General features: G+C 36.0%; 19 protein-coding genes. 11 read left to right on the top strand and 8 right to left on the bottom strand.

Going from position 1 to position 25,322, the window contains the following annotated elements; translation table 11 throughout:
* Window positions 1–99 precede the first annotated feature (99 nt).
* Together B5X51_RS03580 and B5X51_RS03585 are read right to left on the bottom strand one after the other, a co-directional pair.
* Window positions 100–1,983, bottom strand: coding sequence for a S9 family peptidase (locus B5X51_RS03580; RefSeq protein WP_079719496.1), 1,884 nt, complete (start codon window positions 1,981–1,983; stop codon window positions 100–102).
* Between the two features lie 238 nt (window positions 1,984–2,221).
* Window positions 2,222–3,526, bottom strand: a complete 1,305-nt coding sequence (locus B5X51_RS03585; RefSeq protein ID WP_079719497.1) for a hypothetical protein — start codon at window positions 3,524–3,526, stop codon at window positions 2,222–2,224.
* Between the two features lie 184 nt (window positions 3,527–3,710).
* Between B5X51_RS03585 and B5X51_RS03590 the strand changes: the two genes are divergently transcribed.
* From B5X51_RS03590 to B5X51_RS03605, 4 genes are all read left to right on the top strand, one after another.
* Window positions 3,711–7,013 carry a DUF5107 domain-containing protein gene (locus tag B5X51_RS03590; protein ID WP_079719498.1) on the top strand — a complete coding sequence of 1,101 codons (3,303 nt, stop codon included), beginning with the start codon at window positions 3,711–3,713 and terminating at the stop codon, window positions 7,011–7,013.
* A 122-nt stretch (window positions 7,014–7,135) separates the two neighbouring features.
* The gene (locus B5X51_RS03595; protein WP_079719499.1) at window positions 7,136–10,153 is read left to right on the top strand and encodes a SusC/RagA family TonB-linked outer membrane protein; all 3,018 of its coding nucleotides are present in this window, start codon (window positions 7,136–7,138) and stop codon (window positions 10,151–10,153) included.
* A 15-nt stretch (window positions 10,154–10,168) separates the two neighbouring features.
* Window positions 10,169–11,635 (top strand): RagB/SusD family nutrient uptake outer membrane protein, encoded by a 1,467-nt coding sequence (locus tag B5X51_RS03600; RefSeq protein ID WP_079719500.1) that lies wholly within the window; start codon window positions 10,169–10,171, stop codon window positions 11,633–11,635.
* A 447-nt stretch (window positions 11,636–12,082) separates the two neighbouring features.
* A complete protein-coding gene (locus B5X51_RS03605) occupies window positions 12,083–13,642 on the top strand; it encodes a glycoside hydrolase family 16 protein (RefSeq protein WP_079719501.1) in 1,560 nt (519 codons plus the stop codon).
* 166 nt (window positions 13,643–13,808) lie between these two features.
* Here B5X51_RS03605 and B5X51_RS03610 read toward each other — a convergent pair whose 3' ends face one another.
* Complete coding sequence (locus B5X51_RS03610; protein ID WP_079719502.1) at window positions 13,809–14,273, bottom strand: FKBP-type peptidyl-prolyl cis-trans isomerase; 465 nt, start codon at window positions 14,271–14,273, stop codon at window positions 13,809–13,811.
* A 233-nt stretch (window positions 14,274–14,506) separates the two neighbouring features.
* Here B5X51_RS03610 and B5X51_RS03615 point away from each other — a divergent pair, with 233 nt between their 5' ends.
* Both B5X51_RS03615 and B5X51_RS03620 read left to right on the top strand, forming a co-directional pair.
* The gene (locus tag B5X51_RS03615; RefSeq protein ID WP_176132720.1) at window positions 14,507–14,899 is read left to right on the top strand and encodes a hypothetical protein; all 393 of its coding nucleotides are present in this window, start codon (window positions 14,507–14,509) and stop codon (window positions 14,897–14,899) included.
* Window positions 14,896–15,093 (top strand): helix-turn-helix transcriptional regulator, encoded by a 198-nt coding sequence (locus tag B5X51_RS03620; protein WP_079719504.1) that lies wholly within the window; start codon window positions 14,896–14,898, stop codon window positions 15,091–15,093. Before B5X51_RS03615 ends, B5X51_RS03620 begins: the two co-directional genes overlap by 4 nt.
* Window positions 15,094–15,330: 237 nt before the next feature.
* Here B5X51_RS03620 and B5X51_RS03625 read toward each other — a convergent pair whose 3' ends face one another.
* On the bottom strand, window positions 15,331–17,016 hold the full coding sequence (locus tag B5X51_RS03625) for a formate--tetrahydrofolate ligase (RefSeq protein WP_079719505.1): 1,686 nt from the start codon (window positions 17,014–17,016) through the stop codon (window positions 15,331–15,333).
* A 340-nt stretch (window positions 17,017–17,356) separates the two neighbouring features.
* On the opposite strand from B5X51_RS03625, the gene rlmF reads away from it, so the two are divergent.
* The gene (gene rlmF, locus B5X51_RS03630) at window positions 17,357–18,307 is read left to right on the top strand and encodes a 23S rRNA (adenine(1618)-N(6))-methyltransferase RlmF (RefSeq protein ID WP_079719506.1); all 951 of its coding nucleotides are present in this window, start codon (window positions 17,357–17,359) and stop codon (window positions 18,305–18,307) included.
* 42 nt (window positions 18,308–18,349) lie between these two features.
* Here rlmF and B5X51_RS03635 read toward each other — a convergent pair whose 3' ends face one another.
* Window positions 18,350–20,146, bottom strand: a complete 1,797-nt coding sequence (locus B5X51_RS03635; RefSeq protein WP_079719507.1) for an AMP-dependent synthetase/ligase — start codon at window positions 20,144–20,146, stop codon at window positions 18,350–18,352.
* A gap of 897 nt (window positions 20,147–21,043) precedes the next feature.
* Here B5X51_RS03635 and B5X51_RS03640 point away from each other — a divergent pair.
* The 4 genes from B5X51_RS03640 to B5X51_RS03655 all read left to right on the top strand — a co-directional run bounded on the left by B5X51_RS03640 (window position 21,044) and on the right by B5X51_RS03655 (window position 23,764).
* Entirely contained in the window at window positions 21,044–21,238 is a 195-nt protein-coding gene (locus B5X51_RS03640) for a cold-shock protein (RefSeq protein WP_079719508.1), read from the top strand.
* 656 nt (window positions 21,239–21,894) lie between these two features.
* Window positions 21,895–22,419: a sigma-70 family RNA polymerase sigma factor gene (locus tag B5X51_RS03645; RefSeq protein ID WP_079719509.1), complete on the top strand. Its 525-nt coding sequence runs from the start codon at window positions 21,895–21,897 to the stop codon at window positions 22,417–22,419.
* 76 nt (window positions 22,420–22,495) lie between these two features.
* A complete protein-coding gene (locus B5X51_RS03650; RefSeq protein WP_079719510.1) occupies window positions 22,496–23,026 on the top strand; it encodes a DUF6933 domain-containing protein in 531 nt (176 codons plus the stop codon).
* 267 nt (window positions 23,027–23,293) lie between these two features.
* A complete protein-coding gene (locus tag B5X51_RS03655) occupies window positions 23,294–23,764 on the top strand; it encodes a hypothetical protein (protein WP_079719511.1) in 471 nt (156 codons plus the stop codon).
* A 5-nt stretch (window positions 23,765–23,769) separates the two neighbouring features.
* Here the strand turns inward: B5X51_RS03655 and B5X51_RS03660 are convergent, their stop codons facing one another.
* The 3 genes from B5X51_RS03660 to B5X51_RS03670 are packed head-to-tail and all read right to left on the bottom strand — an operon-like array spanning window position 23,770 to window position 25,301.
* Window positions 23,770–24,756: a type II toxin-antitoxin system HipA family toxin gene (locus B5X51_RS03660; RefSeq protein WP_079719512.1), complete on the bottom strand. Its 987-nt coding sequence runs from the start codon at window positions 24,754–24,756 to the stop codon at window positions 23,770–23,772.
* Complete coding sequence (locus B5X51_RS03665; RefSeq protein ID WP_079719513.1) at window positions 24,753–25,085, bottom strand: HipA N-terminal domain-containing protein; 333 nt, start codon at window positions 25,083–25,085, stop codon at window positions 24,753–24,755. The genes B5X51_RS03660 and B5X51_RS03665 overlap by 4 nt, the downstream gene beginning before the upstream one ends.
* 6 nt (window positions 25,086–25,091) lie before the next feature.
* Window positions 25,092–25,301, bottom strand: a complete 210-nt coding sequence (locus B5X51_RS03670; RefSeq protein ID WP_079719514.1) for a helix-turn-helix domain-containing protein — start codon at window positions 25,299–25,301, stop codon at window positions 25,092–25,094.
* Between the last annotated feature and the right edge of the window lie 21 nt (window positions 25,302–25,322).

Here is a 25,322-nt window from a genome sequence, read left to right on the forward strand (position 1 = left end):
AGCATTCAATCTCGATTATCGAGTAAAAAGAAATATTAATTTTGGTTTCAGGAAATGTAACGCATCCTCCGAAACCATTATTTCCTGATTCAATTTAACTTACAAAGTTTCCTCCAGCCATTTAAAGAATTCTCTTTGCCAGATGATCCCGTTTTGGGCGCTTAAAATCCAGTGGTTTTCCATAGGAAAATAAAGCAGCTTACTTTTTAAACCTTTTAGCTGTGCAGCCTGAAAGGCTTCAAGACCCTGCCCAATTGGAACCCTGAAATCCTTCCCTCCCTGAATAATCAACATGGGAGTATTCCATTTTTCAACGAAATTAATAGGATTAAATTCAGTGTATGCTTTGGGTGTTGGACTTTGCCAGTATGCACCTTCAAGATCTTTATTTACAAAGAAAAGTTCTTCTGTAGTTCCATACATGCTACGAGTATTAAATATCCCATCGTGAGCAATAAAAGTTTTAAAACGATTATCATGGTGACCCGCAAGATAATAAACCGAATATCCGCCATAGCTTGCGCCTACAGCTCCAATCCTTTCTTTATCGATAAAGTCCTCCTTACTCAATTCATCTATGGCTGAGAGATAATCTTTCATATTTTGACCTCCCCAGTCGCCACTTATCTGTTCGTTCCATTCCACACCATAACCCGGCATTCCTCTTCGGTTTGGAGCAACTACAATATAACCTTTCGCCGCCATTAGTTGAAAATTCCATCTGAAGGAATAAAATTGTGATAAAGGAGATTGAGGCCCACCCTGAAGGTAAAGCAGCGTTGGATATTTTTTGTTTGGGTCAAAGTCTGGTGGGTAAATTACCCAGGTTAACATTTCTTTTCCATCGGTAGTTGGAATCATCCTTTTTTCTACCTCGCTCAGTTTAATTTTATTGTAAAAAGCATCATTTGCATGGGTTAGCTGATCCATTTTTCCGCTTTTAAGATTTACGGTATAAATCTCTGAAGCGTGATTCATATCTGTTCTGGTCACCACCATTTTTTTATCTGATTGTCCTACCATTCCGGTGATATCAAATTGACCTTTGGTAATTTGTTTAACTTCAGGAGAAGCTTTTCCTGGAATATTCACTTCAAATAATTGCTTTGTACCCATAGTTGGAGCAATAAAGAAAAGCTTTTTTCCATCTTCACTCCATAGAAAGCTACTTACTGTCCCATCCCAATCTTTGGTAAGATTCAGTTTTTCGCCATCTTTCAGAACTATAATGTCATTTTTATCGGCTTCGTATCCGGGTTCATCCATTTGCAACCAGGCAAGTGTTCCGTTTTTAGAAATTGCAGGCGAAGTATCATAACCTTCATTCTCATCGGTTAAATTGGTAGTGGTTTTGGAAGCTATGTCATAGGAATAGATATCAGTATTGGTACTTTCTGCATATTCCCTTCCCTTTACTTTTTTAGAAACATAAAACACTTTGCTACCATCTTTATTCCAGATATAATCTTCTGAGCCTCCAAATGGCTGTAAAGGGGTATCATGAGGTTCTCCTTCCATAATGTCCCATTCTTCTTCTGAAGAACGATTCTTTATAAATAAATGGCTGTACTTACCATCCTCCCAGGTATCCCAATGCCTGTAATTAAGATCATCGTAAATATAGACATCAGATTTTTTCATTTCAGGATAAAAATCCTCTCCGCTAACAGGCTGAATTTTCACTTCTTTTGACACTATTTTGTATTCGCCAGACGGCGAAACTTTAGTGTCTGTAAAAATACTATCGTAAGATTTTATTTGGATTGGTTCTCCACCTTTAAGAGAAAGCACAAAGTTTTTTGAACTGCTAGAATTACTATTAATATCGTTAGACCTGGTTGAAAAAATAACCTGCTCCCTATCATTGGTTAAGCCTATTGGAGAAACTCGCTCAAGTCCCCATAGTTTTTCGGGAGTCATTGTTTGAGCTGTTGCAGAAAGGCATATTCCCGAAAGCATCAGGAAAAAATATAGCTTCTTCATTATTGTAAAAGTTTGATTGATTATTAACGAATATAAAGATAAGGAGGAAGGCCGAAATACTTTAGAATTACCCAAAAATATTACACCTTTTTTGATGAATATTTTTCGTTAGTAAGCGTAAAATGTTCTTGTACTATTTTGATATTTCTATCTTAACAATACGACCTAAGCCCACATAAACTAATTAAACCTACTTTCCCGCATAACATTTATTAGCTTATAATGTTGCTAAAGACAATTATTTTATAACCTCCTCAAAATCATCAAAAAACTCCTTATTCGTACCAAGATCTTTTATGCGTAGATAATCTAACTTCCCGGTTCCTTTGAACAATTGGCCTATTCCTACAATATTTCCGTTTGAGCCTTCATAAGTATTAGAGAACACCAATTCCTTATTGATAAAAACCTTAACTCGGTTTTCTCTTACGGTGACACTAAGATTGTTCCAACAATCAGAATCAAAAGTTAAGGATGACAGGTCTTCATCAACTCCATTTAATTCCAATTTCCCCACTTTTATCCCGGAATAACTTGAGCATCCCTTTTCCATTAAGCTAAAACTGGCAATATCCTTTTCACAAAACAAAGTCAGGAAAAAGTCATAACAAGTTATTCCTCCGCTTTTTTCTGAATTCTTGAACCTTACTTTCATTTCAAAATTATCACCATCAATTTGAAAATTTTTAAAAATTCGGTGTTCTACATAATAAACCGAGTTAATATCAAATCCTTCATCGAGTAAACTTTCAGAGGTTTGATATAAATACCCATCTTCTTTCAAAGTTTTTATCTGGTTATCCAGCCAAAGAACTTGTTTGCCTTCAGGATAATAATAACTAAACCAATCTTCTGAGGTTACCAGTATATTTTTCCCGTCAAGATGCTGTCCTTGACTGGTTAATTTAATATGATAATAGCCTGGAATTTGATAAGTATAATTATATAAAGAACGTTGATTATCTAAATTCTTTATTGCGGGCCCAGTTATGGGGTGATCAAAGTCAAAATCAAGATATGTACTATCAGATTCTACATTCTCAATATTATATCTTACCGATACGGTATGGGGTGCCTTCGCGATAGTATCATTAGTATTGAAGGTGAAAGAACTTTCATGCTCCTTATTACCAAAGGCCGCAATTGTATCTGTCCATTGTATTAGAAACAATATCAAAACAAATCCCGCCAAAGCAACAAATCCTATTTTATTTCTTTTCTGCTTCCAGAAACGTGGTTTTACCTTTTGTGGTTCATCACGAATTTCATCATCATAATAGGTGATAAAGGCTCCCCAGTTGGCATATCCTATAAATTTGGCTAAAGCATCTTTTGTTGCTCGTTGTGGATTATAGTGCTCTTTATATTTAATTTTACCATACAATCTTTTAAGTGTGTGCGGACTTATTGATATCTCAGTTTCTTTAGAGATTATTTCAGATAAGCGTAAAAATTCGGTTTCTTTCCACGATTGAGATTTCCCCCAGTCAAATTTTTCTTCTATCTGAAATAAGCAATATTGTAAGTATGTATGGTCTTTCATGCGGTATTCAAAAAGTATGCAAAACTTTGAACAGGCTTTGTATAGCTCTGATTCTGAGAGTTTCGTTAATTAATCTTAAAATTGGTTTGGTTTTTTTATAAAGGTAAAAAATTGACCAAGACTGTATAGAGTTTTTTTACTTCAAAATTACAGGTACTAATTATTAAAAAATAAGTGAATTAAAATGAAACAACTAAAACGTTTTCGCCTTTTACTGGTCATTTTTCCCCTCTTCATTGGTATGAATCTCAATGCACAGGTAAAAATATATAAAGGAACAGAAGTTATCCCTACTTATAAAATGGGTGAAAATAAAACCAGCCCTATATTCTATACCGGAAGAGCTGTTCAGGGAGCCGAGGGCCGAGTATATCCATATCCATCTCAAACAAATTTAGGAAATCAACTTATGGATACCGAGTATGAAATGCTCTACTTAGAGAATGAATACATCAAGCTTAAAGTATTACCGGCTTTTGGCGGTCGCTTATTCTCTGCGATAGACAAAACCAACGGACACGAATTATTCCATATTAATAGTGTTATTAAACCAGATCTTATAGGCACCCTTGGCGCCTGGGTCTCAGGTGGTATTGAATGGTGCTTCCCGCATCATCATCGAACCACTACTATGTTGCCCAGCGACTATAGAATGATAAAAAACGAAGATGGTAGTGCTACTATTTGGATTGGCGAAACCGAAAAAACCATGGATTTACGGGGAGTTGTAGGGATAACATTGCGTCCAGGACGTTCTTTTATTGAAGTAGATTATCGCATTAATAACACAAATACCTTAACCAAGAACTTTCTTTTTTGGGCCAATGTGGCCATTACCGCAAATGATGACTTTCGCACTTTTTGGCCTCCAAGCCAGGAAATAGGTGTATTTCATAACAATACAAGCTTTACAGCATGGCCTGTTTCACATCAAAATTATAATGGAATTGATTATACCGAAGGTGTAGATCTTACCTGGTGGAAAAATCATCCTAATCCGGTTTCAATCTTTATGTGGGATGCGAAAGAGGGCTTTATTGGGGGGTATGATTACGGCCAAAACGCAGGAACTGTTCATGTAGGTAACCCCATTGAAAACAGCACTTCAAAACTATGGCAGTTTGGTCCCGGGCTACAAGGCCAAAACGCAAGACGAAAACTTACTGACGATGGCAAAGCCTACGTTGAACTGATGACAGGAACTTTTTCAAATAATCAACCAGATTATAGTTGGATTCTCCCAAATTCGGTAAAAGACGCTAAGAATTACTGGTATCCTATTCGTGACCTGGAAATTGTAAAAAGTTCAACTAAAGATGCTTCGGTAGCACTACAGATGCGCAATGATAAAACAGTTTTCTACGGGTTTAATACAACCAGAGCTTTTAAAAATGCTCAGTTAATTTTAAAAAGTGGAAATAATATTTTGGCAAAGAAAAATATTGATATTGCTCCAGACAATCCTTTCACGGCGACTTATAAAAGTGAGAAAACAATTAATGAATTTAAACTTTCTCTTAAATTAAAGGATAGCAAAGGAAATTTACTGATTTCTTATACTCCGCATACACCCGAAGAGCCAGAATTACCCGAACCCCAGGAAAGGATTAAAAAGCCGGAAGAATTGGAATCTGTAGAGGACCTTTATCTTACCGGCCGTTTTGTGGAACAGTTCAAAAGGGCGGGAATAAACCCTGACAATTATTATTTGGCCGCCTTAGAAAAATCACCACAAGATTATAGAGTGAATATAGCTTTAGGTATTAGACGATTAAACCAAACCAAATACGAAGAGGCACTTTCCTATTTTAAAACTGCCGCCAATAAACTCAAAATTAAATATTATCAACCTAAAGAAGGAGAGCTCTACTATTATATGGGACTTGCCCAAAAGGAATTAGGACTTATTGACCAGGCCTACACGAATTTTGGACGTGCTACCTGGTATTATCAATGGCTGTCTTCGGGTAACTTCGAGTTAGCTCAAATTGAAACTAAAAATGCTAATTATCAAAAAGCCCTGGAGTATATAGAGGCGGCCTATTCCACAAATACAAGGGATGGGAGGATAAATATTTTATATAGCGCACTTTTACGCGAAGTAGGAGATTCAGAAAAGGCGACAGAATTAATTGACGATTTATTATCCTATGACCCTCTAAATTTTTCGGCTCTTTACGAAAAGAGTATTTTACAAAATGACGCTTCCCTTCTTAAATGGCACAAAAATATGCAAGATGTAGAAAACAATTATTTAGAAGTTGCTACACATTACATGAATGCCGGTTTATTAAAAGAAGGCATTTCCCTTTTGTCTGAGATTAAAAGCCCGAAAAATCCTTTAACATTCTATTACCTCTCCTGGTTTTATGCAAATTCTGGAAATACTGAAAAGGCTTCCAAAATGCAGAAAATGGCAAAGGAAAGTTCTTTAGATTATGTATTTCCATATAGAACAGAAACTGAAAAAGTACTTAAATATGCTCTGGAAACAGATAATGGAGATGCCACGGCAAAGTATTTATTAGGAAATCTACTTTATGACAACAGACCAGAGGAGGCTATGGCTCACTGGCAAAGTGCTACTAAATTAGACCGTTCTTTCCCTATGGTATGGCGAAATCTTGCTTTTGGTGCTTTTCACCATCAAAAAAATCCTGACCAGGCTATAGATTATATGACTAAAGCCATCTCGCTTGATAATTCATACCCGCTTTGGTACGATGAATTATCGCAATATTATGATGAGTCTAAACAGGACTTTAAGAGTATGCTTAGCATTTTCCGTAACAACCTCGATATCGTAAAAAAGGACGTAGCGGCACCCAAAACCTATGTAAAATTATTAAATCTGAACGGAGAATATGATAAGGCCATCAACTTCCTGGAAAATCATCACTTTAGAACCTGGGAAGGTGGAAGGGAGACCTATTGGAACTATGTAAATGCTCATACCATTAAAGCCCTTCATCTTATAAAGAATAAGGAATATAAAACAGCCATTAGTTTATTAAACAAAGCACTACTCTATCCAGAAAATCTTGAAGTTGGAAAACCACTTCACGACGAGAAAAATGCCATGATCTATTATTTTATGGGAGAAGCTTATAAAAAAATGGGAAATATTGAGCAGGCCAAAAATAAATATCAAAATAGCGTTGCTTCTCAAAATGGTCCCGGAATGACCGATCTACTTTATTTCCAGGGAAAATCATTTCAAAAATTAGGACGGCCTGACAAAGCAGAGCACCTTTTTAAAACTCTAATAACTAAAGGAAAAGAACTTAGGGAAGGTGATTCAGATAACAGATCCATCGGAGTTTCGCAGGCTACACTTGGGAACGAAAAGACAATTTCGTATGCATACTATCTGGAAGCACTTGGCTATAGAGGTTTAAAAAAACCAGAGAAAGCAAATGATTTGTTTAAAACTTCTATAGCTAAGTATAAAAATAACCTCTGGGCAAAAATAATGATGAAGTATTAACCTTAAAACAATTCAATTATGATTTAAAATTACAATTCAAGTTACAAGTATGATATGTTATAAAACAACACACTATTTAATAAAAATTCAACTAACTAAATTATTTTAATTTATTAAACCTTATGAGAAAATTTTTAATTCTATGTACAGTACTTCTATCGGTTCAACTCGATATGCTTGCGCAAGCATCTATTGAGGTAACTGGAACGGTAACTGAAGCAGAAACGGGTATTCCAATTCCTGGTGCTAATATTTTAGAAAAAGGCACTACAAACGGTGTAATGACCGATTTTGATGGAAATTATGCTATTGAAGTTTCTGAAAATGCCATCTTAGAAATAAGTTTTATTGGTTATGCATCAAAACAAATCCGGGTAAATGGAAGAAACGAGATTAACATTAATATGGAAAATGAGGCCTCTGCACTGGATGAAGTGATTGTAGTTGGATATGGTACCCAAAGTAAAAAAGATTTAACAGGATCTATTTCAGTAGTTTCCACCGAAGATTTTGCACAACAACCTGTAACCCGCGTTGACGAGGTATTACAGGGAAGGGCTGCTGGTGTACAAGTTACACAAGCAGGTGGTGCACCTGGCGGTGAGTCCCGGGTAAGAATTAGAGGTGCAAACTCTGTATTGGGAAATAATGACCCCTTATACGTTATTGACGGTTATGTGGGTGCAGATTTTAATATGGTAAATCCAAGTGACATAGAATCTATCCAGGTTCTTAAGGACGCGGCATCAACCTCAATCTACGGAAGTAGAGGTGCTAATGGGGTGGTAATAATCACCACTAAAGATGGTACAAAAGGTGAAATGCAGGTTTCATACGAAGGTAATTTCTCTGTATCTGAAGTTATAAAGAAATGGGATGTATTAGGGGCTCAAGAATTTGCGCAGATAGTAAATGAACGTTCTGATGCTTTAGGGATTTCGCCGGTCTACACTCCAGAAGAAATTGCCAGTTATAGTGCAAATGGAGGCACAGATTGGCAGGATGTGATATTTAGAACTGCCTGGGGTCAGGAACATAAAGTGAACGTTTCAGGCGGTGGCGAAAAAACCTCTTATTTGGTTTCGGGGAATTATATTGACAGAAAAGGGATCATTGAAAATTCCGATTTTAAACGTTATGGGATACGTTCCAATATAAATTCTGAAATAAACGATAATTTAACTATTGGTGTAAACATTAATGCTACACGTCTGGAAAATCATAATACAGGGCTAAGAAGCGGAACCTCTAATCCGGTAGTGCAAGCCCTGGCCTGGGCTCCAACCACTCCGGTTTATGATGAAAATGGTGATTATATACTTTCAGATCCAGTGGGGTCTTTCACCTATAGTCCTGCAGCCCTGCTTTATGAAAGGAATAATGACAACCAAAGAAACATTGCAAATATTATAGGTAATATAAATTATAAATTACCCGTAGAAGGACTATCGGTAGATTTAAACTATGCCGTGAATTACGTAAACGGGCAAGGTCAAAGCTTTTTAGGAAATGCCGTTAGCCAAAACAATCCCGGCGCAAGCCGTTCCTCAAGTGAGCAAATTACATTACAAGGTACTAATTCCTTAAATTATAATAGAACTTTTAATGATGTTCACAAAATTAGTGCAGTAGCAGTTTTTGAGACACAACAGTTTACCAATAATTATTTTTCTTCTACGGGTAATACCCTGCTTTTTCCTTCATTAGGGTATTATAACTTACCACTTGCGGAATCATATTCAGTTGGCTCGGGTTATACCAAATGGAGTCTGTTATCTTATTTAGGTAGATTTAATTATACCTATAATGATAAATTACTGGCTTCTATAGCTGTTCGTAGGGATGGATCGTCAAAATTTTCTGAAGATAATAGGTTTAGCACCTTTCCTTCTTTCGCATTAGGATATGTTCTTTCTGAAGAAGAATTTATCCAAAATTTAAATGTTTTCGATCATTTAAAACTGCGGGGTAGTTGGGGAAAAACCGGTAGCCAGGCCATTAATCCTTATGCTACTTTGAGCGCTTACAATACAAATACCCCAATGGCATTTAATAGCGGCGGGGTAACAAGCGGAATTCAAATAGGTAATCCCGGAAACTCAAATTTAAAATGGGAAACAACTTCCCAAACCGATATCGGACTGGAAATGCAATTCTTTGATAGAAGGCTTTCTGTAGAAGTTGATTATTTCAAAAAAGAAACAAAAGATTTGCTTTTAAACCAGGCACTACCCTCTTATGTGGGAGGTGGAACTCAAACGCAAAACGTAGGAGAAATTGAGAATAAAGGTTTTGAGTTTGCGTTAAGTGCAGATATTTTTAATACAGAATTATTTAGCTGGTCAAGTAATTTGAATGTATCAACAGTTAAGAATAAAGTGGTAAGCCTTGGTGGAATTGCTTCGAGAATACCACAAGGTACCGGTGTGGGTGCAGGATTATCTACAACTAGTGAGTTTATGTTAATGCCCGGGGAGTCTTTAGCCTCTTATTGGGGATTGGAATATTTAGGAACCTGGAAACCGGGGCAGGAAGAAGAGGCAAGCAGGTATAATGCGGTGCCAGGAGATTCAAGATATGAAGATCTTAATGATGACGGTACCATTACCACAGATGATTTTCAAATAATAGGAAAAGGAATTCCAACTACAACAGCTGGATGGAATAATACTCTTGCTTATAACAACTTTACCCTAAACTTATTTTTTCAGGGGGTATTTGGTATAGATAAGCTTAACTATACCCGTGGTGCCGCAATGACGGGTAGTGGAGATGCAAGACAATTTATTTTGTCTGATATAAAAGACAGGTATATTCCGGGTGTAAATGAAACTTCCGATATTCCAGCTTTTAGCAATTCCAATGTTATGTATACTCAATCCAGTAGGTTTGTGGAGAAGGGAGATTACATTCGTTTAAAGAATATAAGCTTGGCTTATGAGTTACCGGAATCATTTCTTAAAGAAACTAAGCTGAGACTATCTTTAAGCGCGACAAATTTATTCACCATTACAGATTATTCAGGTATAGATCCAGAATCAAGCAATATTGGTTCAGCTACAGATACAGCTCAAGGTATTGATTATGGTGCCTATCCTAATTCCAAAACTTATACTGTAGGACTTAATTTAACTTTTTAATAAAAAAATCTTTGTATGAAAACGTTTAAAATATTTTTTATAGCAGCTTTTTCAATGCTACTACTGGGATGTTCAGACTTTCTTGATGAGGAAGTAAATGGGGCCTTAGTAGGTAATTCGGCTTTAAGTAGCGAAGAAGGCCTTGAAGCTGCCCTAACAGGAGCCTATAAAGCCTGGGGTACTACTTGGGGCTCTGGTTTTTTACATTCCACTTCAATAGCGGCAACCATGGGGGGTGATGATGTAACCACCCATAAGGCCAGCAACAAAGCCAGCTTTAGGGAGTTTGATCAATTTAATGTTTCCGAAACCAACCAGAGAACACAAGCCTTATACACAGGTTGTTATAAAGCGATTCAAGGTGCAAATAACATTATTGCAAATTATGAAAACACCAAGGGAAATGAAGAACATATCAATACCATTGCTGGTGAAGCCTATTTTGTGCGAGCGGTCTCTTATTATTGGTTGGTAAGATTATACGGAGAAATTCCCCTTCTCACACAAGCGGAATATACCGACGACCTCTTATCTATCGGAAAATCTTCTCCCGAAGAAGTATATGCTTTAATAGAGTCTGATTTAAAAATGGCGGAGGAAAAAGTTCCGAATACAAAACGGGATGCAGGCCGCCCTAATAAAGGTACGGTTAAAGCCTATCTTGCCGATGTTTATTTAACCGAAGCAGGATGGCCATTAAAGCAAATCGATAAGTATGCACTTGCTGCTGCTAAAGCAAAAGAAGTAATTGAAAATAAGGAAACCTACGGTTTTGAGCTTCTTCCCAGCCTTGCAGAAGTTTTTGAAAACGATCCTGAAAAGAATGGCACCAGGGAAACAGTATTTCAGATTTCTACATTTAGAGGTAACGGCAGTACCACCAATGCCAATTATGGATCAGCAGCAATGCCAGGAGAAGAATCTGGATGGGATGATTTTTTTGCTGAGTTAAATTTCTTTCATGACTTCCCTGAAGGAGTAAGAAAGGAAGTAACTTTTCGTACCGAATTTATAACCGGAAACGGAGAGGTGATCCCGTGGCAAGACAGCCAAACAGGGCATCCATATTACGAAAAGTACTATATTAAGGGAGATATAAGAACCTGGAGCTCATCAGTACCAGAGTCTATGATGCGTTATGCCCATGTATTGACAATCTATGCCGAAGCACAAGCACGCGCAACAGGTAGCCCTGATGCTTTAGCTTATGAAAGTATAAATTCTATTCGCCGTAGAGCAGGTTTAGAAGAATTAAGCGGAATGACAGGGACAGAATTTGCTAAGGCAGTAGTACAGGAAAGAGCCTGGGAATTTGCCGCAGAAAGGACACGCTGGTTTGATTTGGTTCGTTTGGAAATGGTTAAAGAAGCTAATGCTAATAAAAGCCCGGAAGATTTACAGCCTTTAGGAGAAATCACAAAAGAGGATTATACTTTTCCATTACCTTTTTCTGAGACATCTATAAATGACAATCTCAAATAAGGTTAACAATCAAATTATAATTCAATAATAGTAGATTCCCTCGTGGTAAGCCAGCGAGGCATTAAATAGAGATTTTTTTTGGATTTCGAGGCAAGCTTCGAAACATTAAATCTTGATTATCGAGTAAAGCACTCAATACAAGTATACTAATTATTCAATAGAAGGGAGTTTGAACACCTAAGACTCTAAAACTCCCTTCTTCTTATTATGCCTACATTGAGGAATTATACCTTAGGTATTTAATTATAGGATATTGAGACTTTGAAAATATCCATTAAGATTAGCTTACTAAGCCCTATTGCTATAAAGATTCTCTCAATTTCTAAGGCAAAAGAAATAATATCTTACCAGATGGATTGCTGCTTTCTGGAACTGTTTTTCAATGAGCCTGTACTGGTAAACTAACTTCTTTATTAAAACTATTTATTAATCTAAAAATGAAAAAAAATGAAAAAAGCATGGATTATCCTGTTTTCCATTGCACTATTCTCTGGATGTGATAAAGCAGATGAAGAAATTATTGATCAAAAAGAACATACAAGTCTCGACTTAACAACATCAGTAAATTTTCAATTGGTTTGGCAAGATGACTTTAATGGTACAACTATAGACACCACCAAATGGAGCAGAATTCCGGAAGGGAATCCAGATTGGAAAAACTATATGACCACAGACGATCAAGTCTACGAAGTTTCAAACGGGGAGCTTCATCTAAAAGGAATAGTTAACCCAGACACACAAACTGATCCACGTCCCTATCTAACGGGAGGAGTTTGGACCAGAGGCAAATTCAATTTTACCTATGGCAAGGTTGAAGTGCGTGCCAAAATGGATTCAGCACAAGGGTGTTGGCCAGCAATTTGGCTACTTGGTAGTACAAATGAATATGGTGGTTGGCCAGATTATGGCGAAATAGATATTATGGAACATCTTAATTTCGACAATTTCATCCATTCTACCGTGCACAGTAACACCAAAAGCTCACCAAGCACCAAAACTGCAAATGTGAACCCTGGTGAATTTAATACCTACGGTGTAGAGTGGCATCCCAATAAAATAGTATTTTCTATTAACGGGACTACTACATTCACCTATTATAAAGAAGCAGGTGCCGACTGGCGCCAATGGCCATTTGATCGCGACTTTCATCTTATATTATCCCAACAACTGGGAGGAAGCTGGGTTGGCGGTGTTGATGCAAGTCAGTTACCGGTTGATTATGTGATAGATTATGTAAAATACTACGAGTACATCGCATCTCCTACTCCACCCTCAGGATCAAACCAATACATTAAAATACAAATGAATGGAAGTACCACAAATCAATGGAGCCATTTAACTGAAGTTACCCTAATAAATGACAATGCTGAATATACACTTCCGGTTGGTCATGATGCGCCATCAATATTAGGAGACGGGATTGGCATTAATGGAGCCAGCACTGGCTTTTATGGGTTAGATTCCAATGGCTTATTAGTTATCAATCTGGGACAGGGTTATGATTTTGATGCCGTAAAATTGGGCGTTTATAATGGTGACGCTCGTATTTACGAAGATGTAGAAGTGTCTCTTTCAACAGATGGAAACCAGTACAAACCCGCACTTATTAAAGATGTACAGAATTTTAATACGTTCAACTTTACGAGTAACCAATATATTAAGATACAAATGAATGGGAGTACCACAAATTCCTGGAGTCATTTAACTGAAGTCACCTTAATAAGTGAAGGAACTGAGTTAGTGCTACCGGCAGGTCATGATGCGCCATCAGTATTAGGAGACGGTATTGGTGTAAATGGAGCCAGTACCGGTTACTATGGTTTAGATTCTAATGGCTTAATGATTATTGATCTTGGGCAAAAAGTGAATTTTGATGCCATGAAATTAGGTGTATTTAATGGTGATACCCGTACTTATCAAAATGTGGAAGTATCCCTATCAAAGGATGGAATAAATTATGGAACTAAAGAAATTCAGGATATACAAAACTATCAAGTTTTCTTTTGAGTTATAAGTCAAAATTACTTAAAAGAATAAACCTGTCTCAAAAAAATGAGGCAGGTTTATTCTTTTTTATAGCTAGTGAATGGAGCGGAAAATATATTGCTTTAAAACCATGAAAGATTTAGCTTTCCTCAAAAATTCGGAATTCAATAGAAAATACGGTCTACCTTTAATTTGAGCTATCAACGACTTCAATGAGGTTAATTTCAAAAATTAAAACCGATCCTCCGGGTATCCCTCTATAATCGTTAAAACCATAACCTAAGTGTGAGGGAACTAAAAGAATTCCATTGCCACCTTCTTTAAAATACGTAATTCCCTCTGTCCAACCCGGGATTACCTGTCTTAAACTAAAAGAAATTCCATCTGCCGGGCTTTGATCAAAAACTTCTCCATCTGTATAATAACCTTTATATGCTACACGTACCTGATCTGTTGTTTTTGGTTGAGCTCCATCTCCCTCATTATCCACCACATAATATAAACCTGAAACACTTTTTTCAGCTTGAAGATCATTCGCTTCCAAATAATCCTGAATTTCCTGGTCATTAAGGCTTATATAGTCTACCTGTTCGTCATCATCACTACAAGAAATAAAGAAAACGAGTAGTAGGGCTAAAAATTTAGTTTTCATATTTTTTTGCGCAAATATAGTTCCTTTATTATATATAAATCAGGAAAAAATAAAGGTGTAGTCCCGTTTCCACAAGTATTTTTCTATTTAGTTTTCTCCCACTTATATCTTCTCCTACTTTTATTTTATTAGGCATTTAAATATTTTATGTAAATAAAACTTTACATTTTAAATATTTTTCCTAAATTTGTAAAGCAAACATTACATTTAGTAAACTATTAATAACATTTAAAATGATAAAAGAACGCAAAAAAAATCTTTACAACCTGGCTATTTGGACCTGGAGTTGGGTGGCTACCCTGGCAATTGCCACTTTTGGATCTAAATATATTTGGGACGATCATCGTGTTTTAACCGCTTTGGCTGTTTCCGTAAATTTTGTTCACGGAATTCTCATGATTATCGCCAACCGAAAAATGTTTAATAATTTCGATGAACTGGAGCGGAAAATACATTTAGAATCTCTGGCTTTAACCCTGGGATTGGCGGTTGTAGTAGGTTTGTCTTATTCTTTACTGGAGGTTACCAACCTGATTGCTAATGATGCAGAAATAAGCAACCTGGTAATTTTTATAGGCTTAACTTATTTAATTTTGGTCACCATAAATACCAGGAGATACAGATGAAAAACAAATTAAAAGTGCTTCGGGCCGAGCATAATTATACACAGGAAGATTTAGCGGATATTATTGGTGTTTCCAGACAAACTATTAATGCCATAGAAAAAGAGAAGTTTGATCCCAGTTTACCAACGGCATTTAGGATCTCAAAACTCTTTAAATTACCCATAGAGACTATTTTCTCTTTTGAGGAAAATTAAATGAAATTCAATTGTATTTCCAATGTCTATGAAGGCATCCCCGGTTAATCATTAGATTCGGAAACTTTAGTGAAGTAAAATTCTCCGGGGGCAAGCCCATGTAGCATTTTAGTGGAACACGTTTTCAACCTTTAGGAATTTACTCACAAGGCAAGCCTCGGTATATTTACCCTCCTAGAATAAAAAACGGAACTTAAAAAGCTCCGTTTTTCGATAGAAGAATATAAATCTTGCCCTTTAGATTAGCCCCGAAATATTTCCTTCTATATCAATATCAATCCTTTCTGAAGCCGGCACACCAGGTAATCCCGGCATACGCATCATTTCTCCCGTAATTGGGATCAAAAATCCCGCACCTGATGCTATTTCAATCTCCCTAACATTGAGAGTGAATCCTTCAGGCCTTCCTAAAAGCGAAGGATCATCTGAAAGAGATTTTTGAGTCTTGGCAATACAAACCGGCAGATTTTCCAATCCCAGGTCATAGATTTTCTTAAGATCTTTTCTGGCCTTAGCACCAAATTCAACTTTCTCTGCCCCATATATCTTTTTGGCGATAATTTCAATTTTAGTAATCACTGCAGAGTTCCATTCATAAAGCGGAGTAAATTCTTCTTCAACACCTTCAACTACATCAATAACTTTTTGCGCCAGGTCTAAAGCACCTTCCCCTCCTTTAGCCCATCCATCGGCCAAAGCAACTTTCACTCCTAATTTATCTGCCAGATCTTTTATAATCTGGATTTCCTCCTCACTATCTGAAATAAATCTATTGATGGCGATAACCGGAGTAAGATTGAAGAGTTTGGCATTTTCAAGGTGTTTTTCCAGGTTAGGAAGACCTCTCTCTAAAGCTTCCACATTTGGAATGGTTAAACTGCTCAATTTAGCACCTCCGTGATATTTTAAAGCACGAATAGTTGTGGTCATCACAACGGCTTTTGGAGCAAGACCGGCGCTTTGGCATTTGATGTCGAGGAACTTTTCTGCACCCAGGTCAAAGCCAAAACCAGCCTCGGTAACGGTATAATCGGAAAGACTCATTCCCATTCTCGTGGCAATAACCGAGTTGGTACCTTGCGCAATGTTAGCAAAAGGACCGAGGTGAATAATAGCCGGATTTCCTTCAATTGTCTGTACCAGGTTAGGTTTTATTGCCTCTTTTAAAAGCGCAGTCATTGCTCCTTCTGCATTTAGATCGCGAGCAAAGACAGGTTTTTTGTCAAAAGTATACCCAATAAAAATATTCCCCAGCCTTCTTTTAAGATCTGTAAGGTCTTCAGCCAGACACATGATAGCCATAATTTCTGAAGCAGCTGTAATATCAAAACCGGTTTCTCTGGGAATTCCAGAGCCGGTACCACCCAAACCAATAACTATATTTCTAAGAGCTCTATCATTGACATCCATCACTCTTTTAAGGGAAATTGTACGGGCATCAAGCCCAAGACTTCTTGATTTGCTCTGTAAATTATTATCCACAATTGCAGCCAAAAGATTATGTGCTTTTTCAACGGCCGAAAAATCTCCGGTAAAATGCAGATTGATATCTTCCATAGGTAGTACTTGTGAAAAACCACCTCCTGTTGCCCCTCCTTTAATCCCGAAAACTGGGCCTAAAGAAGGCTCTCTTAGCACCACAGTAGTTTTCTTGCCTAAACGGTTCAACGCCTCAGAAAGTCCTATTGAAACAGTGGTTTTCCCTTCTCCTGCAGGTGTTGGGGAAATTGCTGAGACCAGTATGAGATTTGATTTTTTAATTTTTTCTTTATCGATCTTGTCGAGGGGGATTTTAGCTTTGTAATTTCCGTACATTTCAATTTCACGAGTTGCTAAACCCACTTTTTCAGCGATGTTTGAAATATGTCGCAGTTGAATTCGTTGTGCTATTTCTAAATCACCAAGAGTTTCAGTATTTTTCATAGTTACAGATTGTTTATTCCCGATCTTAAGAAAACGTTTTCGTTATTGATTTTGATAGTATAAACTTCGGAAAAAAGAGCGGTTGAAATAATGACCATGATCAGCTTAATTAAAAAAGCTACTTTAAAAAGGATGTATCGCATCAGCTACCTATTCCCCATTCTATTTTCAGGATAGACATTAATACCCTATTTCTCTAATATTTTTTATTTTTCAATACAGAAATATTGACCCTTTATTGTATTAAAGCTTTTGATCCAGTGGAAAAATAAACTCGTTAAGACAGGAAAATTTATACTTTTGAAAAAAATATTCTGAAGCTAAACTCTTACAACCTCCTATGCCATCAAAAAATCAAACACCTAAAACAAGGCTTCATGAACGGAATAGAAACCGGGAACCTTATGATTTGAAAGCCCTGGCAGATGCTATTCCAAAATTAAAAAACTATATTAAAGTCAATAAATATGGAGGGGATTCAGTAGATTTTTCAAATCCAAAAGCTGTAAAACTTCTAAATAAAGCGCTACTAAAGCATTATTATGGTATAAACAATTGGGAGTTCCCTGATGAAAATTTATGCCCACCCATCCCGGGCAGAGCTGATTACCTTCACTATATTGCCGACTTGCTGAACGAAAGCAATGCTGGTAAAATACAAAAAGGAAGTCAAATTTGTGGCCTTGATGTTGGAGTTGGAGCAACTTGCATCTATCCAATTATTGGCGTTAAAGAATACAATTGGAACTTTATAGCTTCTGATATTGATCCTAAATCAATTGCCTCAGCTCAGCAAATTATTAATTCAAATCCGTCCCTAAAAGACAAAGTTGATTGTAGATTGCAAAAAGATTCGAATGCAATTTTTGGAGGAATAATCAATAAAAAAGACAAAATTGATTTTACCATTTGCAACCCACCCTTTCATGCCTCCATTGAAGAAGCCCAAAGAGGTACTAGACGAAAAATAAGGAACCTTTCAGGGAAAAAAGTAAATGAAGCTAAACTAAATTTTTCAGGAGCTAAAAATGAACTTATTTACGAAGGTGGAGAATATCAATTCATTAAAAACATGATTCGCGAAAGTGAAGAATATGCTAAGAGCTGTTTCTGGTTTTCAACATTGGTATCAAAGCAATCTAACCTTAAAGGTATTTATAAATTACTGGAAAAAGTAAAACCCACTCAGTCTAAAACCATTGAGATGGGAACCGGCAATAAAAGCAGCCGAATTGTAGCCTGGACGTTCCTTTCAAAGAAAGAACAAAAGCTATGGACAGAAGAGTGGTAAGCACTAAAGCTGTGAAATACTATCTAAACGGCTTAAAAACTTCTATTCTGAATACATTTTATCGATAAGTGCTTTGTATTTTTTCTGAATTACCTTTCTTTTTAATTTTAAAGTAGCCGTAATTTCTCCTGTTTCTATGCTAAATTCTTTTGGTAACAAGGTGAATTTTTTAATTTTTTCAAATTTCGAAAACTCTTTTTGCAGTTCTTCAAATCGTTTTTCAAAAAGATCTTTAATCTGGTTATGATGAATTAATTCTTCTACATTATCAAAGCTGATTTTATGCTCTAAAGCGTATTTCTTTAAATTCTCAAAACTTGGAACAGCCAATGCAGTAACATATTTTTGTTGATCTCCAATTACCGCAATTTGCTCGATAAATGAGTCATTAATTAAGGCGCTTTCTAGTTTTTGCGGTGCAATATATTTCCCGCCAGAAGTCTTCATTAAATCTTTTATTCTATCGGTAATTACCAGGTTGCCTTTTTTATCTATTTTCCCCGCATCACCGGTACAAAACCACCCATTTTTAAAAGCCTGGGCGGTAGCTTCAGGTTTTTTGTAGTATCCCTTCATTACCCCGGGACCTTTTACTAAGATCTCGTTATTTTCAGCAATTTTAATTTGAGTGCCTTTTAGGGGTTTCCCGGCAGAATTAAATTCAAAATGGGTGTCGCCAAAAAAAGTAACGGTTGCGGTAGTTTCAGTTAATCCATAGCCACATTTAACATTAAGGCCGAAGGAATGAAAAAACGAAACCATATCTGCTGCCAAAGGAGCACCTCCACAAGGCATAAATTTTATACGCCCACCAAATACTTCTCTCAATTTCCTCAACACTAGTTTATCGGCTATTTTATATTTCAATTGCAAGGCTAGTGGCACCTTTTTTTCGAGTCTTTTGTGCTTGTTATAATAATTATTACCAATCCCTAAGGCCCAGCTTGCCAGCTTCATTTTAGCCGGAGAAGCTTCTTTTCGTTTCTCCTGGATGGCTGCAAAAATTTTCTCAAAAATACGAGGCACGGTACACATTACCGTGGGTTTTACTTCTTTTAAGACCTCTGCTATCTTTTTAGGATCCTGATTAAAATAAATCTCAACTCCGGTATATAAACAAAAGAACACCCAGCTGCGTTCGTAAATATGACTTAAGGGTAAGAAACTTAAGGAAGCATCTTCTTCCGACAGGTCTATTTCAGATTCATGAGCTTTTAAAAAACCTGCAAAATTATGATGATCCAGCATAACACCTTTTGGCTCGCCTGTGGTTCCCGAAGTATAAATAATACTTGCCAGATCATTTAAATCGAGCTCGTAATATCTTTTCTGAAGTTCGGTTTCGAGTTCTTTAGTAGATTCAACCGCTACAAAATCTTCTAAATATATAGATTTATTTGAAGGTTGAAGTTTTATGGTATTTGTTAAGGCTACAATTAATTTTAAATGCCTGGAAGTTTCCAGAAGTTCATGAGCCTTATCATATTCACTTTGATCGCCAACAAAAAGCAGGCTCACCTCAGCATCATTGATTATATATTCAGCTTCTTTTGTAGAATTTGTAGCAAAAATTGGAACACTTACCGCTTTTACACTCATAATGGCAAGATCTGCAATGATCCAATTAGGCATGTTTTCGGCAAAAATAGCAAGGTTTTGCTGTTCCGATATTCCAAAATTCAAGAGCGCTTTAGACAGCTTTTCAACACGATCATGGAAATCTAACCAGGAGATGCCTTCCCATGTATCAAGGTCGTTACTCTTATAATAAAAGGCATTCTTGCTTTTAAAACGTTGGGTATTTTGTTTTATAACTTCTACTAAGTGTTTATTATCCATAAACTGCTATTGATTTCAAATTAAGATAGAACGGTCTTTTTTTAAAGGCTACAAATGTACAATTAATTGCGGGTGGAACTACCATTTAGAAACTCCTGAAATCAACTAACTGTAGAAATAAGCGGACATATTTCGATGGAAAAAGCCGCAACTAATCATAGACAACCGATTAACAATAATTATGATCCCTTCTGAATAAAGGGTATAAAATCCTAAACAGTTATGTAGAAAAATAACGAAGTAATTAGACGGTATTAGAAGCCTTTAAATCGAGAATTTTAAACAATATTTTGTTTTTGGGAATATCCAAATTGAACTATCAACAATAAAAGAAAAAAAATGTTCTCGTAATTCTATTCATATTTTGGATTTTGCTCAACTACATTAATATTATCAGGATGGAACTAAGCCTAAACATTCTTTTTGCCCGGTTTAATTTATTTCCAATTATCATATTAATCGGTAAATGGTCAGAACCTATATTTGGCCCGGTAGATCTATCTATAACGTGTAATTGAACTGAAACTAAAAAATGATCTAGAGTTGTTTGCAAAATACTATAATTTGCCGGCCAGGTAAAAACTAAAAATGAATGTGATTACTCCAAATGGGTGGATGTAAAATATTTTTTTTCAACTTATTAGAGAGCAATACATAAATATATTATATTTGCAACACAATAAAGATACCTATAGAGTTTTAATGTAGTAGATAGTACAATTAGTTTTTAAGAGTTTTCTCTTCTTTCCAATTTTATTTTCCAATTACTTTTTCAATAGTTTTTTAAGTTAATAAATTGTTTTTACAATTTAATTATAATAATTCTTTAGTATACTTTTCATAACTAGGATATTTTTTATTGTGAAAAAATAATTAGTAACTTAAAATTAAGTAAAAATGCAAGAAGGCACAGTAAAATTTTTCAACAATTCAAAAGGATTCGGATTTATTAAATCATCAGAAACAGGCGAAGACATTTTCGTACATAATTCTGGTTTAAAAGATGATATTAGAGAAGATGACAAGGTACAGTATAATACTGAACAAGGAAAAAAAGGATTAAATGCTATTGACGTAGAAGTTATAGACTAATTCTAAATTATATTTATCTTTTACAGATAAAAAAATTCTTAAAGAGGCTGTCTGAAAAGACAGTCTTTTTTTGTTGTCTAAATAATGCTAAATAGTATTATTTTCAAGTTGGCTACTGGTATCCGGCCCATCAACCGCATCTTCTAACTTAGTATAATTTTATTTATCAATTACCTTCTGGTAAACTTAATTTAAACTTCTTTTATTTTGTGAGTGTTTTCATATATGTCTTTTTTTAGGGTTAAAATCAAACCATAGAAAGGGATAAAAAAAACACTGGAGTCAAATATTGAACTTTAAAGATAAATGGATCTACTTCGTACAAGAAATTTTATAATATTAGCTAAAGCTTAGTCGTAGCTATTGATATCCATTCACCTACTATAATTTGCAAATCAAAATCTGAGTTTTTTCAATTTAGGAGTATCTTTTTAGACTTTTTCCAGTCTACTCTATAAACCATAAAATCTTTATATTATGAATAATTGTAAATGCACCAATTGTAGTTGTACTAAATGTAATTGTACCAATTGCCAGGAAAATAACTGTCCCTGTAGCACATGCGAATGTGATACCTGCAGCTGCTGTAACTAAATCTTAATAAGAGCTGCCTTTAAATAGGCGGCTTTTTTATTTATAATATCTTAAATTTGAATATGGATACCCAGGAAATATGGAGAGCACATAGTGAAGAAGTATACTTTTTTATTCTTAAACGGGTAAAGGATACCGAGGCAGCAAGTGACATCTTACAGAATACCTTTTATAATACCCATAAGAACCTGAATCAAATAGAAGACCTCATCAAAATAAGATCCTGGGTTTTTCAAATTGCCAGGAATGAAATAGCCGATTATTTTAAACGGGAAGCTAAATATTCGGTCAGGTTAAAAGGTGAGGAAGATAAAGGAGCTGAGAAATATCAAGATATATGCTGTTTCAACCGATTTATTGAAGAATTGCCCGAACATTATAAATCTGTAATAAAATTGGTCTATATTGATGGAAAGACCCAAATAGAAGCTGCTCAAGTTCTAAAAATAAGTCTGGCAAATGTAAAAGCAAGGATTAGGCGCGCTAAATCACTCTTAAAACAAAGGTTCAATGAATGCTGTAAGTATGAAATTAATAAAAATGGACAGCTGACCGGGGAACCTGATTGTGCGGAATGTTTTGATTAACCTATCTTTTCTATCTCGTAAAAAGCGCCATTTAGACCATATTTCTAAAATTTTGAGACAGACAGAATTAAAATAAATGATCACGCCTCTTTATACATCCAAAAAACTAGAAAAACATATTAGCGGATTAATGACCAATGCTAGTATTGAAGAAATAGATACCGGAAAATTAGGTGCCTGGAATGTAAACCTTTTCTATGTAGAGCGAAAAAAGTGTTGGCTTGCAACTAATGCTAAAACGAAGTATTCTGTAATTCTTACCGATATAAAAGCAAAAGATCTTATTGAGATTAATGAAATTTTTGAGTCCTCCTTACAAATCCAAATTCGCTTCGACGGTATAGCTATTACTTCAGAAAAAATACGTAACCTAATTGGAAAAATACAGTTTTATCCCACCAATAACGATAAAAAAATCATAGGTTTTCAGAATTCTCATTTTTACACCCTGGAGTATAGAAAAGCTGAATACGGTAGCCTGAAATATATGCCTATAAATACCATTGTCCACCAGTTTAACACTCATCCATTTTATATTGGTAAAAGGTCCATCCCGAATCTCACAAACCCTATTGAACAGTTAAAACTCATAATTAAAAATTGCTAAAATCTCGATTTTTTAAAGCCAGTTTTATTGACGATTTAATTTATGAAGGAATTATGGGGATCAATTGGATTGGTGAAATAATCACTATTGATATTCGCAATAGGAAATTAATAATACAATGATAAAAAGCAGTAAACTGATGTTGCTATGTTGGTTTATAAGGGCGCGATTAAATAAACTCCTATTCACAAAAAAATAAATACCAAAACGTAACATTTTGCGATCATTGGCAACTAATTACTGATTTCTATTTAATGCCCCTCTACCATGAAAGCGCTTAGTCTATTACTTCTACTATTTTTAAGTATCACTTCATTATCTGCTCAGCAAATCGAATCTGAAAAGGTTTTTCTGGGCTATAAGTTTACCTTGAACAATCAAAGGCTTGACCTTAAAGCAATGAAAAAATTAATGATCGCGGACAAGGAAGCTACACGTTTGATAAAAAAAGCAAGGAAGAATAATACAATCTCAACCATTTTAGGAAGTATCGGAGGTAGTTTTGTAGGTATTCCAATAGGAATCGCGGCTTCCAATCAAGATGGCCCTTGGGTACTAGCAGGGGTTGGCGCAGCTTTTATTGGGGTAGCCATACCTATTTCTATAAGGTCAAATAACCAGGCGCTTGAAGCAATAGAAAGAATCAACCGGGTTAATTCTTCACCGCCCAACCCCCTCCAGGTCACCTTTAATTTCATAGGAAATCAAAACGGCGTTGGCCTGGCTTTATCTTTTTAAAAATTTTATAAGATGTTGTTTTTCTGCAGTTGCTTTAATCGGGATTGATAGTCCTGGATATAATTTCTCTGAGTAGCTTCCTCTAAAAAGGATGCCTGGGTTAATTGGATAACTTTTTCTGGATGCTCCATCATATCTGTCATTATCTGATCAAATTGTTTTGGCTTTAGCTGTACCTGTTCTGCCAAAATTTTAAACTGCCCTGCAGTTGTGGTTTGCCCCATACTTTTTGGTAATAAGCCCTCATCCAAAGCAAAATCGCTATCATCTACATGGATACGAGTATTCAATAAATCATAAGCCGGGCTTAACCGGTGATCTCCCATCGGTGTTTCCAAAATGGCGAAATTTTTCAGGTGGGCATCACCGTTAGAAAACAAATAATTAAATAATAGTAGTTTAAATAATTTAGGTATTTCTACACGGTAAGCCGGTAGGAATTTTTTCATCAACTGAAATAATTCGAGGTAATTCCCTTCGTATTTATAATGTTCTCCATGAGTTTGAGGAGTTTTACCGGCAAGGGTGGCAAAATCTTCTTTTGCTTTCTTTGAACCATCCGGGTTTACATCAAAACGCTTCGTTATATAGGCTGGCGCTCCATTTTCAAAAAAAATAAGCGAATTTTCAGCAGTTTCAATATTGTATACCTGGCGTGCGATCTGCATGGTTAAATGCTCATTGGCCGGCATTTCATAGTTCTTTTTGCCGGCACTGGGAATCGGTTTTAGTATATGAGTGCCCTGCCCCCCTTCTTTGATGAGGCGCAACTTATTTTTTTCCAGAAGAACCGAAAACTTTTCCTGCACCCCGGAAATAGAGATCCGTTTTTGATTGTCTTCAAAAAGTTTATCGGTTTTAAGATTAGAATTTGGCGCATCATAAGGCAGCACGTGCGAAACTTTACGTCCATCAAAAACACGCTTTAAACATGTCCTGCTATAAGTGCTAAATCCTTCTGCTAAAGTTCCTGGGCAGTGATCTACTTTCATTTAACCTCTTTATTTTTTTTGACAGTAATTGCACCCACAGTATCATATCGAGCGGTAGTCATGAGAATTCCAAAGTAATCATCGGAATCTAATCGGTTAGCTTTACATACTGTTTGTCTATTAGTTCCTTCCGGAAGCATATTGTAGAAGAAAGGGAATAAGTATTCAGCATGATATTCCGGTTGGGATCTTGGCAGGGTAAGACTAATAGATGGATTTTCCGAATCAGCCAACCAGGCTTCCAGGTACCGGAAAGTAAAACTTCCATCGTCGTGCTGTTTCAGAGTACCAGCCTCCTTTCCCTTATAGCATATAGTCGCTTGCCTCATTTATATCTATACTTTTTTGACCTGCAGTGTGATCTCCATTCCAAGGACATCTGTTATTCTTTGTAAAGATTCCAGGGTAGGATTAGCCTGGCCTGTCTCGATCTTATAGAGCGTATTGATCCCGATATCAGCCATCTCGGCTAATTGTTTCTGGGTAATCCGCATATTATCGCGGCGTTGCTGAATCAGCTGACCAATCTTTTGTATCGCTGCCATAGGTTCTTTTATTTTTCAAAT

Origin of the sequence: Salegentibacter holothuriorum (assembly GCF_900168045.1) — a bacterium.
GTDB lineage: Bacteria > Bacteroidota > Bacteroidia > Flavobacteriales > Flavobacteriaceae > Salegentibacter > Salegentibacter holothuriorum.

What these genes read in the sequence shown, in the direction of transcription:
- B5X51_RS03645 (WP_079719509.1), top strand. Translation starts at nt 21,895, where the DNA reads ATGGATACCCAGGAAATATGGAGAGCACATAGTGAAGAAGTATACTTT.
- rlmF (WP_079719506.1), top strand. Translation starts at nt 17,357, where the DNA reads ATGCCATCAAAAAATCAAACACCTAAAACAAGGCTTCATGAACGGAAT.
- B5X51_RS03670 (WP_079719514.1), bottom strand. Translation starts at nt 25,301, where the DNA reads ATGGCAGCGATACAAAAGATTGGTCAGCTGATTCAGCAACGCCGCGAT.
- B5X51_RS03620 (WP_079719504.1), top strand. Translation starts at nt 14,896, where the DNA reads ATGAAAAACAAATTAAAAGTGCTTCGGGCCGAGCATAATTATACACAG.
- B5X51_RS03585 (WP_079719497.1), bottom strand. Translation starts at nt 3,526, where the DNA reads ATGAAAGACCATACATACTTACAATATTGCTTATTTCAGATAGAAGAA.
- B5X51_RS03590 (WP_079719498.1), top strand. Translation starts at nt 3,711, where the DNA reads ATGAAACAACTAAAACGTTTTCGCCTTTTACTGGTCATTTTTCCCCTC.
- B5X51_RS03660 (WP_079719512.1), bottom strand. Translation starts at nt 24,756, where the DNA reads ATGAAAGTAGATCACTGCCCAGGAACTTTAGCAGAAGGATTTAGCACT.
- B5X51_RS03580 (WP_079719496.1), bottom strand. Translation starts at nt 1,983, where the DNA reads ATGAAGAAGCTATATTTTTTCCTGATGCTTTCGGGAATATGCCTTTCT.
- B5X51_RS03625 (WP_079719505.1), bottom strand. Translation starts at nt 17,016, where the DNA reads ATGAAAAATACTGAAACTCTTGGTGATTTAGAAATAGCACAACGAATT.
- B5X51_RS03665 (WP_079719513.1), bottom strand. Translation starts at nt 25,085, where the DNA reads ATGAGGCAAGCGACTATATGCTATAAGGGAAAGGAGGCTGGTACTCTG.
- B5X51_RS03655 (WP_079719511.1), top strand. Translation starts at nt 23,294, where the DNA reads ATGAAAGCGCTTAGTCTATTACTTCTACTATTTTTAAGTATCACTTCA.
- B5X51_RS03615 (WP_176132720.1), top strand. Translation starts at nt 14,507, where the DNA reads ATGATAAAAGAACGCAAAAAAAATCTTTACAACCTGGCTATTTGGACC.
- B5X51_RS03610 (WP_079719502.1), bottom strand. Translation starts at nt 14,273, where the DNA reads ATGAAAACTAAATTTTTAGCCCTACTACTCGTTTTCTTTATTTCTTGT.
- B5X51_RS03635 (WP_079719507.1), bottom strand. Translation starts at nt 20,146, where the DNA reads ATGGATAATAAACACTTAGTAGAAGTTATAAAACAAAATACCCAACGT.
- B5X51_RS03600 (WP_079719500.1), top strand. Translation starts at nt 10,169, where the DNA reads ATGAAAACGTTTAAAATATTTTTTATAGCAGCTTTTTCAATGCTACTA.
- B5X51_RS03650 (WP_079719510.1), top strand. Translation starts at nt 22,496, where the DNA reads ATGATCACGCCTCTTTATACATCCAAAAAACTAGAAAAACATATTAGC.
- B5X51_RS03640 (WP_079719508.1), top strand. Translation starts at nt 21,044, where the DNA reads ATGCAAGAAGGCACAGTAAAATTTTTCAACAATTCAAAAGGATTCGGA.
- B5X51_RS03605 (WP_079719501.1), top strand. Translation starts at nt 12,083, where the DNA reads ATGAAAAAAGCATGGATTATCCTGTTTTCCATTGCACTATTCTCTGGA.
- B5X51_RS03595 (WP_079719499.1), top strand. Translation starts at nt 7,136, where the DNA reads ATGAGAAAATTTTTAATTCTATGTACAGTACTTCTATCGGTTCAACTC.